This window comes from Acinetobacter sp. YH12219, from assembly GCF_013417875.1.
Lineage (GTDB): Bacteria > Pseudomonadota > Gammaproteobacteria > Pseudomonadales > Moraxellaceae > Acinetobacter > Acinetobacter amyesii.
In genome coordinates this window covers 1-13,340 of record NZ_VPDC01000037.1, presented here as the reverse complement: position 1 = coordinate 13,340, position 13,340 = coordinate 1, and the positions used below count along the sequence as shown (strand labels likewise).

The window sequence follows — 13,340 nt, the reverse complement described above, 5'->3', positions numbered from 1 at the left end:
AAAGGTAAGACAGATCTTGGAATAAGAGAATGGGAGTGCATGAGCTGTGGTACAGCTCATGATCGAGATATAAACTCAGCTCTAAACATTCTTGCGCTTGGGCATAAGCGTCTAGCTGTAGGAATCATCCTCTTTTAAGGGGGTGAGGATGTCAATGAGATGAATTTTCAGTCTATAATACGGGGCTCTTATTAAAGCTTGGCTCTAGTCGAGATTTACTCTCTCTTACTTTAATCTCTGGAAACATTGCAATGAATGCGGCCGCTTCACAAGACACTCCTCTCGTTGGAATTATCATGGGTTCTCAATCGGATTGGGCAACGCTAGAAAACACTGCCAATATGCTCAAACAGCTTGGCGTCCCATTTGAAGCGGAAGTAGTATCTGCACACCGAACTCCAGATCGATTATTCGAATATGCCGAAACCGCACGTGATCGTGGTATTCAAGTAATTATTGCCGGTGCTGGCGGCGCAGCACATTTGCCAGGCATGTGTGCAGCCAAGACTGATTTGCCTGTACTCGGCGTACCGGTAAAATCATCGATTCTAAATGGTGTTGATTCACTGCTTTCAATTGTACAAATGCCTGCAGGGATTGCTGTCGGTACTTTGGCCATTGGCCCAGCGGGTGCAACCAATGCGGCGATCATGGCTGCACAAATTTTAGGTTTAACACGGCCTGAAATCGCAAAAAATGTTGCAGATTTCCGTGCTGCGCAAACCGATAAAGTGGCGAGTAAAAATATTCCGGGTCAAGCTTAATTAAGGGGCATTTCTCATGGATAAAACCATTGGTATTTTTGGTGGTGGCCAGCTTGGTCGCATGATGGCGCAAGCGGCATTGCCTTTAAACATTCAATGCACCTTCTTTGAAGCGAGTACTGAGTGCCCTTCTGCAGCGCTGGGTCCAGTGATTTCGACTCAAGCTGAAAATGGTTTGCAAGATTTCATTCAGAGCGCAGATGTTTTCAGCTTAGAGTTTGAAAATACTCCGTTAGCAGATGTTGATGTGTTGACTAAGAACAAAGCATTGCACCCACCGCGCCAAGCTTTAGCGATTGCACAGCATCGTTTGTCTGAAAAAGCCTTGTTTGATGAGTTGTCTATTCCAGTTGCACCTTATAAGGCCGTGACGTCTTTCGAGGATTTACAAGCTGCTGTTGCTGAGTTGGGTTTACCCATCGTACTGAAAACATCGCGTGGCGGTTATGACGGTAAAGGTCAATTTGTGCTACGTAGCGCTGAGCAAATGGATCAAGCATGGGCTGAACTGGGCCCTGCTGGTGAATTGATTGCGGAAAGCTTTGTAACCTTCTCACGTGAAGTCTCAATCATTGCGGTGCGTGGTCAAGACGGTGATGTGAAAACATGGCCATTGGCGGAAAACCACCACCACAACGGCATTTTGTCGCATTCGATTGTGCCTGCGCCAAACAGCGCAGACTTACAACCAGTTGCGCAAGACTACATTACTCGCCTGCTCAATCATTTGAATTATGTCGGTGTTTTGACGCTAGAGCTGTTTGTGACAGATAAAGGCTTATATGCCAATGAGATGGCGCCACGTGTGCATAACTCGGGGCATTGGTCGATTGAAGGTGCAGTGTGTTCACAGTTTGAAAACCACATTCGTGCTGTAGCAGGTTTGCCTTTGGGTTCGACTGAAGTTGTTCGTCCAACGGTCATGGTAAACATCATTGGCCAACATCCGAAGTCTGAAGATGTATTGGCACTGAATGGCGCGCATTTGCATCTGTATAACAAAACAGAGCGTGAAGGCCGCAAAATCGGTCACATCACTTTAATGCCGAACGATACTGCTGAATTAACAGCTTTATGCCGTGCTTTGGCGAAAATTTTGCCGAATCCACTGGCACTTAGCGAAGATATGACCATTTAAACCTGTGTTTGAATGATAAAAAAGCGGTCATGCACATGGCCGCTTTTTTTATTGCTGTAGTTCGGGCATCATTGCGCCTCTTTGCAAAATCACACCGTTTATCGCTGAAACGATAAGAAACTATTGATCATAAAGTGTTCGTTCGTTTATAAATATTCTGCGCTAATCTTCGTATGGTTTTTTGTGTATCAATAGTCTGCGATGTATGTGAATCAAAATCAAAAATAACTAATGCGTTTTGAATTTAAATTGTGTTTTTAAATTCAAACTATGAATTTGAATTCAAAAAATCCTATACGAAAAAAATGAATTCAAAGTTTATGAATTCAAATTTGAAAAATGAATTCATTTCGCCGTGTTTAAATTTAAAATTTGAATTTAAAAGTTGCTCAGACTTATTGGATCTATAGGGAGTATATTTTAAAACCTATAATATTTTGATTATTAATAATAAAAATGAATTTTTACCCCATTTTGCATTTGTGGGTAATTTTTTATGCACCTAATTTATCTTTAAATTTAAAAGTTTTGAATTTAAATTTAAACCGGTGTTTGGTTTGTAATGAATTTAAAGTTGGGTTGTGGATAACTGCTTTTGAATTCAAATTTTAAAAATGAATTTAAATAAGTAGAAAATATGAATTTAAATTTACGTTTTGAACCTTTAACTTTTGCTTTGAGCTGCTATTGTTAAAGCAACAATTTAAATTCAAAAAAGATCTAGGGTATGAAGCATCACTTAGGATTTGTTTTCGGGACTGCTTTATTGGCAATAACTCAGGCAAATGCCGAGTTGATTATTAATGGTCAGTCTGTCAATTCGTCGAGCATGCCTACAACAAGCAGCATTTCACCACAAAATAACTTTCAAGGTTGTTTAGCCAATTTGCGCTCGCAAGCAATGAATGCTGGTGTGAGTGCATCCACTTATGATCGCTATACACAAAATTTAACACCTGATTATTCTGTGATTGAAAAGCTCAACTATCAGCCTGAGTTTTCAACTCCGATTTGGGACTATCTGTCCGGTCTGGTAGATGAAGAGCGTGTACAACTGGGTCAGCAGAAATTGGCGCAGCATCGTGATGTATTAAACCGTGTCGCAGCGGCTTATGGTGTGCCTGCTGAAACCGTGGTCGCGGTTTGGGGTGTGGAGAGTAATTTTGGTGATATTGCGGGTAGCTATCCTTTATTACAGTCATTGGGCACTTTAAGTTGTGAAGGACGCCGTCAAAGCTATTTCCGTGGCGAGTTTTTTGCAGCCATGCGGATTTTGCAGCGTGGTGATTTAAATGAATCTCAATTGAAAGGTTCGTGGGCAGGTGCATTTGGTCATACCCAATTTATGCCGAGTACCTATGAAGAACTGGCCGTGGATTTTGATGGTGATGGCCGCCGTGATTTGGTGTCGAGTACCACGGATGCGTTGGCATCTACAGCCAACTTCCTGAAAAAGCGTGGTTGGCAAACTGGTCAGCCGTGGGGCTTTGAAGTAAAAATTCCCGAAGGAATGTCGATCAGTGGTGAAAGTCGCCGTAATAAAAAATCCTTGGACAGCTGGATGAATCGTGGTTTGCAGCGTGCCGATGGTACACCGTTAATACAAGGTAACCTTTCTGGATCGAGCCAAGCAGGTTTAATGGCACCGGCTGGGGCAAGTGGGCCTGTGTTCTTGGTGTTTAAAAATTTCGATGCAATCTATAGCTACAATGCCGCAGAGAGTTATGCATTAGCGATTGCGCATTTATCCGATCGCTTGCAAGGCAAGGGTGGCTTTAGTACGACATGGCCAACCGATGATCCTGGGACTTCACGTGCGGAACGACGTGAGATTCAACAATTTTTACTTAACCGCGGCTATGACATCGGTAAAGTTGATGGATTAATTGGAGATAAAACCCGTCAAGCCATTCGACAAGAGCAAAATCGACTGGGTTTAAGTCCAACAGGTCGGGCGGGACAGCAGATTTTACGGGCATTTCGTAATGAGCATGCCAAGGCAATGATGAATTAAGTTTGAGCTATGCTTTTTATATAGTAGTCAATATATATAAAAGCTTGTCTATATAAAAAAGGTCTGCAATTGCAGACCTTTTTTATATGTTTTTGACTCTTAAACCGCAGTGATTGTACCTAAGATACGATAGCCAGCAGCACCAGTCACACTTGGTAAATTTGCACTAAGCTGATTGACAAAGCGCATCGCCAACCAAGCAAAGGCTGTGGCTTCCACCCATGTTGGGCTTAAGCCTAAATCGGCGGTACTTTGTACCGTCCATTCATGTTTACGTAAACGCCAGCGCAGTTGCTCTAATAGGTGCGAATTGTATGCACCACCACCGCATACATAGACTTCACCAGTATCCATATCAGAACGGTAAATGGCTTTTTTAATGGCACGTGTGGTGAGTTTCATTAAGGTTGCTTGAATGTTTTCTGGTGTATCTTCGAGTTCGTCATATTCGAGATCTCCACGCCAATCGAGAATCTGTTCATCTAACCATTCTAGATTGAAGTCTTCACGACCTGTGCTTTTTGGCGGTTCTTTAGAGAAAAACTCATGTGCTTGTAAGCGGTCGAGCAGACTGCGAATAGGTTGACCATAAGCTGCCCAGTTGCCATTTTCATCATAGGGCTGACCAGTATAACGTTCGCACCAAGCATCCATTAAAATGTTGGCAGGGCCTGTATCAAAGCCATAGACATCTTCAGGTTTACCCGCAGGTAACATGCTGACATTGGCAATGCCACCCAAGTTTAAAATCACACGGTGAATGGTGTCATGTTGGAAAAGCGCTTGATGGAACGCAGGAACTAAAGGTGCGCCTTGACCACCCGCAGCCATATCACGGCGGCGGAAGTCTGAAATCACAGGGATTTTAGTGAGTTCGGTAATAATATTGGGGTCGCCAATTTGCAGGGTAAAACCATGTTCAGGACGGTGGCGGATGGTTTGACCATGTGAGCCAATCGCCTTGATTTGACTACGATCTAGCTCATTCTTCTCGATCAATTCATTGATGCCATGACCGATCATTTGAGCTAATGCAACGTCTGCCTTACCCATACGATCAATTTCGTTATCATCAGGCAAAGTAAGTGCCATCAGTTCATCACGAAGGTCTGGGTCAAAGGGAAGTGTGAGCGTCGCATGAATCTCTAAAGGATCAAAAGAAGCAGCAACAATATCGACACCATCCATGCTCGTGCCGGTCATTACCCCAATGTAGATCGCTGTCATGATGATTCTTAAGCCTGCAATGTGCTGAAAAAGTGTTAGTATATCGCACAAATTGTATAACTGATCTATTTGGATTTTGTGATGTCAAATTTCCTGCCGGCTGAAGAACAACTTGCCCTCATCCAACGAGGCACACATGAGATTATTTCTGAAGAAGATCTTCTTAAGAAATTAAAGCAGAATCGCCCATTAAAAATTAAAGCGGGTTTTGACCCGACTGCACCTGATTTACATTTAGGTCATACGGTTCTGATTAATAAATTAAAAGTTTTCCAAGATTTAGGTCATGAAGTTTACTTCCTGATTGGTGACTATACAGCCATGATCGGTGACCCAACCGGTAAGAGTGCTACGCGTCCACCGTTGTCACGTGAAAAAGTTTTAGAAAATGCTAAAACTTATCAAGAACAAGTGTTTAAGATTCTTGATCCTGCGAAAACTAAAGTTGTGTTTAACTCAGAGTGGTTTGGTCAAAAAACTGCTGCTGACTTGATTCAGTTGGCTTCACAGCAAACTGTGGCACGTATGTTGGAACGTGATGACTTCACTAAACGTTATAACAGCCATCAACCAATTGCGATTCACGAATTTTTATATCCATTGGTACAAGGTTATGACTCAGTTGCGCTAGAAGCGGATGTAGAGCTGGGTGGTACAGACCAAACCTTTAACTTGCTGATGGGTCGTACATTACAAAGCCGTTATGACCAAGAATCTCAAGTGTGCATTACTGTGCCGATTCTTGAAGGTTTAGACGGCGTAAATAAAATGTCTAAATCTTTGGGTAACTATATTGCTGTATTTGATGCACCGGGTGCGATGTACCAAAAAGTGCTTTCAATGCCAGATGATTTGATCGAACGTTACTTTGACTTATTGAGCTTTAAATCGATTGAAGAAATTCAACAGTTGCTTAAAGAAGTGGCTGAAGGTCGTAACCCACAAGAAGTGAAGAAAATTCTTGCACTTGAATTGGTTGAGCGTTTCCATGGAGCAGAAGCTGCAGCAAATGCGCACAAAGGCGCAGGTAACTTGATTACTGAAGGTGAACTTCCAGAAGGTACACCAGAAGTGACGATTTCTCGTGGCGCATTTGGTGGTGAGATTTTCATTACTTCTATTTTGCGTGAAGCGGGCTTGACTAAAAATGCAGCTCAAGCAAAAGATGCAATTGGTCGTGGCGCGGTGAAAGTGGATTGGGAAGTGGTTGATGCAGGTTATGCTGTGTCAGAAAATAAAACTTTGATCATCCAAGCGAGCAAAAAAGCGATAGCAAAAGTAACTTTTACCGACTAATAAATTCTTGATTTTTGGTTAAGTTATTGAATTAAAAGCAGGCTTCGGCCTGCTTTTTTTTACCAATTAATATATTAATAATATAAATAAGCAAATTCAAAAAAAACCTTATAAAAACAACACTTAAATTTTGCCAAATGTGTTGCATTTCTTGAATTTTATGTATAAGATTTATTCATCTAGAGAGAGATATATCATCTAGAGGGTACATAACGATAACTCCACTTTTTATAAGTCTCTTCCCCAAGGGACTCTTTTTTTAGTGAGTTAACAAATAACTATAATAACTACATGATGGATCGACTAAAGATTCAATTCTAAGGGAAAGATTTTGGGAGAGATCTTTCCCTTTTTTATTTGTAAAATTGAGCTATTCCTTTCAAAAATCACATTCATTTCTGTATTAAAGATTTTAATCGCGCCAGAAAAAAAAGCCCGATTCAATCGAGCTTTAAAATGTCTTTACTTAGATAGATGTTCATGGAGCTTGGTTTTAGGGCTTAGAACCAAATTGAATGAAGCTTAATTTAGGTAAAATCCGCTTGACTAAAGTCCCGACTAAAAGTGCGGTAATAATGGTGCCTTCACGGACTCCGATGACTTGATGTAAGACCAGCCAACTGCTGATAACCGCAATACTGACCAAGAGGATGTCGCCATATGTTTTACAGTTGCCAAAATCAAGGCGATAACGAACAGCAATGGCTTGATAGAGGCCTTCTGCGGCCAAGAAGACTAGACTGGCTTTGACCACTAAGCTCACACCTAAAGCAGTAATCAGGCAACTTGCCAAGCAAGCCAGGAGTTGAAGTGGGTAACTTTCTATGCTCCAGCCTTGGGTCAGCCACATTAAACCGTCAATAAATGCACCAAACAAAATTCCCACGGGTAATTGCAACCACTGTATCCACTGAAAGCGTGATTTTAAGATCAGCATTTGCAGCAGGATCATGACGATATGCATTAATACTGTTAATGTGCCGACGGTGAGAGGAAAGATATAGCTAAAGCTATAGGGCACCGAGGAAATAGGGGATGTCCCTAAATTTGAATGTATAGAGAGTACGACACCAAAAGCCAAAAATCCTAATCCGCTTAATAGTAAGAGTAAGCGTGGGAAAAACTGTGTTGGCATCCTGCACCTAAAAAATAAAAAGAGTGTACGTAAAACGCAGCCTATGCTCTATGCGTCTAAAGCCCAAAAATAGTGGCTTTTTATGACTGTGATCGTTAATAGTGATTATTCAAATAAAATAGGCTGTATTTTTATCAGCAAAAATGACTAAGCATGTAATTAAAATGATTTTTGCAAAAACAGGCCTTATGGAACAATGGTTAAAAATCAAAAAAGAGCAACAGTATGGTGTATTACAATACCGATAATCATGATGAACAGATTGATCGAATCTTGAGGTATTTATTTGACTACCAAACCACACAGCATAAGCGAGCATTATTTTGTGAGGCGCAGCAACAATTACATGATTTGGATATCGCGGCACAGTACCAACTATTTGCATTGGTGCGAGAACAACTCCCTCGACGTGCAAAGTTGCTATTTTCTGCCGAGGATTTCAGTGGAAAGCAACAAGTCATCTTGGAAGTCATGCAACATTTAGCATATGAACGTTAAAAGAATGTTGGTAAATATAAAAATGCACGCTAAAAAATGTCTATGAAGCTTGAATCGGTGTGATGACAGAAAAAAATGATGTGCTTTGAGGAAGAAAAGTAGACTAATGATCAATAAATAATCAAAGCTACTTTTATTAGATTTAAAAGCGCTGAAAAAGATTTGCTAGATATAAGAAATTTACTTAATTAAATATCGACTATTTGCTAAAAATTTATAAAAAATGCCTCTGTACACGACAAATTTCATAGGATCCTTGTCCTATCAGGCTTTTTCTTTCTTAAAATTGCTAGCACTTTCTTAAATTCTTCTTTTTTTCCAAAACCAATCAAACGTAGAATAGCCATTTGAACATAGTCCAAACCGTAGCGAAATAAACTTACTGAAAGTCGTCCATGCTTCTTTATTTTTATCGCTTTTTTCCGATCATGTTGCCATTCACCTGTTAAATAGCACCAACAGAAACCGATAGCTAGCACTGCTATCAATTTCTTGACTCGTCTAGGGTCTGTTAAACGAGTATTTTCAAGATTGAATCCACGTCCTTTGAGACAACTAAATAACGTTTCGATTTCCCAGCGTAATGCATAATCACGAATAGCAGAAGCATTAAACATAGGAGAAACAACAAGTAAAAGTTCTCCATCTTCTAATCGCAGCGCACTAATATACAGTTTCACTCGACCAACCCAAATACGTCGTTTACGACATTCAGTTTGACCAACTTGAAGATGACGAAATAAATCACTAATTTTATGATTCTTGGCTAAGTGATTGGTCACAATAAAGTTTTTTTAACACGTATACAGAAGTTAATGTCATTTTCAATTCACCATGTAAACCATTTCTCACCGATAAATTCTCTGTCTGCAAACACATTCACAATACGATCTTTACCAAAAATGGAGATAAAGCGTTGAATCAAAGCAATACGCTCTTTTGTATCTGAATTTCCACGTTTATTGAGCAATGTCCAAACAATAGGTATCGCTATTCCACGATAGACGATGGCTAACATCAAGATATTAATATCTCGTTTTCCCTATTTCCAATTAGTTCTATCCAAAGTTAATTGGACTTTATCGAATGAAAATATATTGAAAATTAACTGAGAAATTTGACGATAATCGAAATACTGATCTGCAAAGAAGCGTTGTATACGTCGATAAAATGATTGTGGTAAGCACTTGATGGGTAAGGCTTTAGATGCAGAAGAAAGATTACATGTCTGTTTTTACAATTAATGCAAGCATAATCAGTGTAAAACATTTTGCATGTGACTTGTTCCACTTTAGATATTTGTTTAAGATGAGATGTAACTCATTGAAATGTTTCATCATATTCGTCGTCAGAAAACAAGTATTATGCCATTATTTCAATGAGTTATCTTTTTTTGTCGTGTACAAAGATATTTTTTAATGATAAATAAAAAGCCTATTTTTAAAGAAATTTAGCATACGGCATAGTGAAAACAACAATAGAGCAATTACTCAACAATAAACATTAACATCAATTATTTAGATCATATTCAATTTTAATAAAAAGACAAATGTGTATTAAAAATAGCCATCATACGTCTATTTTTGATTACAAAATATAATGAGGGGATTGCTTCCCATTTCATACATTTTTCATATATAAAAAGACATACTATTTTTAAGGTTTTTCTAAACCAATTTTTTTACTTCATAATTTTTAACATCATAATTAAAGGTGAACCATGCAAAATAAGAAGCGCACCCCATTAGACGCGCAACAGTCCCATCTTTGGATTATTGGTGGTGGTATCGCAGGTATGGCTGCTGCTGCATTTGCAATCCGTGATGCCAAAGTCCCTGCCAAAAATATCCATATTTTAGAAGAACTCGATATTTCAGGTGGTTCGATGGATGGTGGACATACACCGCATGCCGCGCAAGCTTGGGTAACACGTGGTGGGCGAATGCTGACCGATGAAACTTATTTGTGCCTATGGGACTTATTTTCCAGTATTCCATCTTTGGAAAATCCAGACATTTCGGTGCGTGAAGAATGTCGTGAGTTTAATGAAAAAGTGAAAACCCACGCCAATGCACGGTTGATTGATGCCGAACATGTCATTGCGGATGCAGCAAAGCTTGGTCTGAATACGCTACATCGTGCACAGATGCTGCGCCTATTAGCTTCAAAAGAAGAAAAAATTGGCAGTCGCCGCATTGATGAGTTTTTTGATGAAACCTTTTTTGAAACCAATTTCTGGCGCATGTGGCGCACGACTTTCGCTTTTCAAAAATGGCACAGTGCAGCAGAGTTAAGACGCTATTTCTTGCGTTTTATTCAAGAATTGCCACGCATTCATACCTTAGCGGGTGTGAAACGTACCAAGTACAACCAATATGACTCGATGATTCTGCCCCTACAGCGTTGGTTAGTCGCACAAGGCGTCGATGTGCGTTTTGGACACTATGTCACAGATGCAGACTTCATTACCAATGCTGAAACTCAAGAACGCTACGCTTCACGCCTATATGTACAATTGCCTGAAGGCTCAGAGCAAATTAATCTGAAAGCCAATGATTTAGCTATTTTCACTTTAGGCTCTATTACAGCAGACTCACGTTATGGCGGTAATCATGACGTGCCTGCCCTTATTCGTCATCGAGAAGATCATGGCTGGACGCTTTGGGAAACGCTGGCACAAAAAGCCCCAGACTTTGGCCGTCCAATGACTTTTTATGGCAATGTCGATGAACATAAGTGGGAGTCTTTCACTCTGACCATGAAAGATGACGTGCTACTTAAACGTATTATTGACTATACAGGCAATGAACCAGGCACAGGCGCACTCATGACTTGGTATGAGTCGGGTTGGCATTTATCCATCGTGGTTCCTGCACAGCCACACTTTGCCGACTTACCTGAAGGTTTATATACCTTATGGGGCTACGGTTTCCAAATTGACCATATAGGCGATTACATCAAAAAACCAATGTCCGAAGCCACGGGGCAAGAAATCCTAACAGAACTGATTAAACAGCTCGGTTTTGACGACATTTTAGATCATGTTTTGGCAACGACTGATGTTACTACCGCCATGATGCCATACGCCTCTGCCCTATTCGCCTGCCGTAAACCGGGGGATCGTCCACAGGTAATTCCACAAGGCTCACAAAACTTTGCTTTCCTTGGACAGTTTGTGGAAATTGAAGATGACGTGGTCTTTACTGTGGAATATTCAGTTCGTGGGGCGATGCTTGCCATTTATGAATTTTTTGGGGTGGAACGTGAAATCCCTGAAATTTACAACGGTCTACTTGATCCCAAAGTGGGTTTAAAAGCTTTAGAAACAGTGTTCCACTAAGTTTTTAATATATAGCGATAAGAGCACCTTTATGTCCCCACTATTACATAGTTTAATTTAAGCAACGTTTGGATACACGAGTGTGGCAGGGATGCCACACGTTATCCATCATAATAGGGATGTTATGTATGGGTAACAAAGGCTTTTGCTTTCTTTTGGCTTATCAAAAGTAAGGGTATTGCCTACACAAACACCTTTTATACTTTATTGAAAGTTGAGGCCGTGTACGCACCTAATTTTAAATTGGATAAAAAGAAAAATTAGATAAAACTTTATACCTCATTCGTAAATAAATTGATTAATCAACATAGGAAAAACATCTCCACGTTTTAAATAATACTCCGAAACTGACTAAGTGCTTTTCTATCTTTTTCTCATGATTTTAGATTTCATAAAAATTACCTCTGTACACGACAAATTTCATAGGATCCTTGTCCTATCAGGCTTTTTCTTTCTTAAAATTGCTAGCACTTTCTTAAATTCTTCTTTTTTTCCAAAACCAATCAAACGTAGAATAGCCATTTGAACATAGTCCAAACCGTAGCGAAATAAACTTACTGAAAGTCGTCCATGCTTCTTTATTTTTATCGCTTTTTTCCGATCATGTTGCCATTCACCTGTTAAATAGCACCAACAGAAACCGATAGCTAGCACTGCTATCAATTTCTTGACTCGTCTAGGGTCTGTTAAACGAGTATTTTCAAGATTGAATCCACGTCCTTTGAGACAACTAAATAACGTTTCGATTTCCCAGCGTAATGCATAATCACGAATAGCAGAAGCATTAAACATAGGAGAAACAACAAGTAAAAGTTCTCCATCTTCTAATCGCAGCGCACTAATATACAGTTTCACTCGACCAACCCAAATACGTCGTTTACGACATTCAGTTTGACCAACTTGAAGATGACGAAATAAATCACTAATTTTATGATTCTTGGCTAAGTGATTGGTCACAATAAAGTTTTTTTAACACGTATACAGAAGTTAATGTCATTTTCAATTCACCATGTAAACCATTTCTCACCGATAAATTCTCTGTCTGCAAACACATTCACAATACGATCTTTACCAAAAATGGAGATAAAGCGTTGAATCAAAGCAATACGCTCTTTTGTATCTGAATTTCCACGTTTATTGAGCAATGTCCAAACAATAGGTATCGCTATTCCACGATAGACGATGGCTAACATCAAGATATTAATATCTCGTTTTCCCTATTTCCAATTAGTTCTATCCAAAGTTAATTGGACTTTATCGAATGAAAATATATTGAAAATTAACTGAGAAATTTGACGATAATCGAAATACTGATCTGCAAAGAAGCGTTGTATACGTCGATAAAATGATTGTGGTAAGCACTTGATGGGTAAGGCTTTAGATGCAGAAGAAAGATTACATGTCTGTTTTTACAATTAATGCAAGCATAATCAGTGTAAAACATTTTGCATGTGACTTGTTCCACTTTAGATATTTGTTTAAGATGAGATGTAACTCATTGAAATGTTTCATCATATTCGTCGTCAGAAAACAAGTACTATGCCATTATTTCAATGAGTTATCTTTTTTTGTCGTGTACAAAGAAAAAATGCTTAAAAAATAGGTAAAAGTGCAATTTTTTTAGCAAAAACGCTTATAAAAAATACATACGTGAAAAATATAGTGAATTGGGGGTTGCAATGATTCTGAAATGCTCTAGAATGCACCCCATACCGACGAGATAGACGGAAACGAACGAAACGCGAAGCGTTGAGTTGTTGAGTTTATCGAAGTCCAGCTTCTAGCATTGACGAGATGTTAGGAAGATCATTAAGAGATTATGAAGAACAACTTGTGTGGATTTTTACTAGTTGATTGATCGAAATTATTTTCATTGATTGATGGTAGAAATTACTCGAAGTTTATTTGAGCAAATTTTTGTCAGTAAT

9 protein-coding genes and 2 pseudogenes are annotated in these 13,340 nt (G+C 39.4%); 7 read left to right on the top strand and 4 right to left on the bottom strand.

Annotated features, from left to right (window positions below):
• The 4 genes from FTV04_RS15840 to FTV04_RS15825 form a co-directional block, all read left to right on the top strand.
• A partial coding sequence (locus tag FTV04_RS15840; protein ID WP_180009613.1) for a zinc ribbon domain-containing protein occupies positions 1–138 on the top strand: 138 nt, incomplete at its 5' end.
• A gap of 113 nt (positions 139–251) precedes the next feature.
• Entirely contained in the window at positions 252–764 is a 513-nt protein-coding gene (gene purE / locus FTV04_RS15835; protein ID WP_078189531.1) for a 5-(carboxyamino)imidazole ribonucleotide mutase, read from the top strand.
• A 16-nt stretch (positions 765–780) separates the two neighbouring features.
• Complete coding sequence (locus FTV04_RS15830; protein WP_180090334.1) at positions 781–1,902, top strand: 5-(carboxyamino)imidazole ribonucleotide synthase; 1,122 nt, start codon at positions 781–783, stop codon at positions 1,900–1,902.
• 727 nt (positions 1,903–2,629) lie between these two features.
• A complete protein-coding gene (locus FTV04_RS15825) occupies positions 2,630–3,916 on the top strand; it encodes a lytic murein transglycosylase (protein WP_180090332.1) in 1,287 nt (428 codons plus the stop codon).
• Positions 3,917–4,015: 99 nt separating this feature from the next.
• On the opposite strand, the gene FTV04_RS15820 is transcribed toward FTV04_RS15825, so the two are convergent.
• Positions 4,016–5,143, bottom strand: a complete 1,128-nt coding sequence (locus FTV04_RS15820) for an anhydro-N-acetylmuramic acid kinase (protein WP_180050960.1) — start codon at positions 5,141–5,143, stop codon at positions 4,016–4,018.
• A gap of 63 nt (positions 5,144–5,206) precedes the next feature.
• Between FTV04_RS15820 and tyrS the strand changes: the two genes are divergently transcribed.
• Positions 5,207–6,439, top strand: coding sequence for a tyrosine--tRNA ligase (tyrS, locus tag FTV04_RS15815; protein ID WP_171262600.1), 1,233 nt, complete (start codon positions 5,207–5,209; stop codon positions 6,437–6,439).
• A gap of 493 nt (positions 6,440–6,932) precedes the next feature.
• On the opposite strand, the gene FTV04_RS15810 is transcribed toward tyrS, so the two are convergent.
• Positions 6,933–7,574 carry a YitT family protein gene (locus FTV04_RS15810; protein ID WP_180090330.1) on the bottom strand — a complete coding sequence of 214 codons (642 nt, stop codon included), beginning with the start codon at positions 7,572–7,574 and terminating at the stop codon, positions 6,933–6,935.
• A 225-nt stretch (positions 7,575–7,799) separates the two neighbouring features.
• On the opposite strand from FTV04_RS15810, the gene FTV04_RS15805 reads away from it, so the two are divergent.
• Positions 7,800–8,072: a hypothetical protein gene (locus tag FTV04_RS15805; protein ID WP_180090328.1), complete on the top strand. Its 273-nt coding sequence runs from the start codon at positions 7,800–7,802 to the stop codon at positions 8,070–8,072.
• Between the two features lie 245 nt (positions 8,073–8,317).
• Here the strand turns inward: FTV04_RS15805 and FTV04_RS15800 are convergent.
• Positions 8,318–9,409: pseudogene (locus tag FTV04_RS15800) on the bottom strand (IS4-like element ISAba33 family transposase).
• 383 nt (positions 9,410–9,792) lie between these two features.
• Here FTV04_RS15800 and FTV04_RS15795 point away from each other — a divergent pair.
• Positions 9,793–11,412 (top strand): oleate hydratase, encoded by a 1,620-nt coding sequence (locus tag FTV04_RS15795; RefSeq protein ID WP_004883953.1) that lies wholly within the window; start codon positions 9,793–9,795, stop codon positions 11,410–11,412.
• A 420-nt stretch (positions 11,413–11,832) separates the two neighbouring features.
• On the opposite strand, the pseudogene FTV04_RS15790 reads toward FTV04_RS15795, so the two are convergent.
• Positions 11,833–12,924 (bottom strand): annotated as a pseudogene (locus FTV04_RS15790) (IS4-like element ISAba33 family transposase).
• Between the last annotated feature and the right edge of the window lie 416 nt (positions 12,925–13,340).

Coding starts and splice junctions, on each gene's coding strand:
- purE (WP_078189531.1), top strand. CDS start 252: ATGAATGCGGCCGCTTCACAAGACACTCCTCTCGTTGGAATTATCATG.
- FTV04_RS15830 (WP_180090334.1), top strand. CDS start 781: ATGGATAAAACCATTGGTATTTTTGGTGGTGGCCAGCTTGGTCGCATG.
- FTV04_RS15825 (WP_180090332.1), top strand. CDS start 2,630: ATGAAGCATCACTTAGGATTTGTTTTCGGGACTGCTTTATTGGCAATA.
- FTV04_RS15820 (WP_180050960.1), bottom strand. CDS start 5,143: ATGACAGCGATCTACATTGGGGTAATGACCGGCACGAGCATGGATGGT.
- FTV04_RS15810 (WP_180090330.1), bottom strand. CDS start 7,574: ATGCCAACACAGTTTTTCCCACGCTTACTCTTACTATTAAGCGGATTA.
- FTV04_RS15805 (WP_180090328.1), top strand. CDS start 7,800: ATGGTGTATTACAATACCGATAATCATGATGAACAGATTGATCGAATC.
- FTV04_RS15795 (WP_004883953.1), top strand. CDS start 9,793: ATGCAAAATAAGAAGCGCACCCCATTAGACGCGCAACAGTCCCATCTT.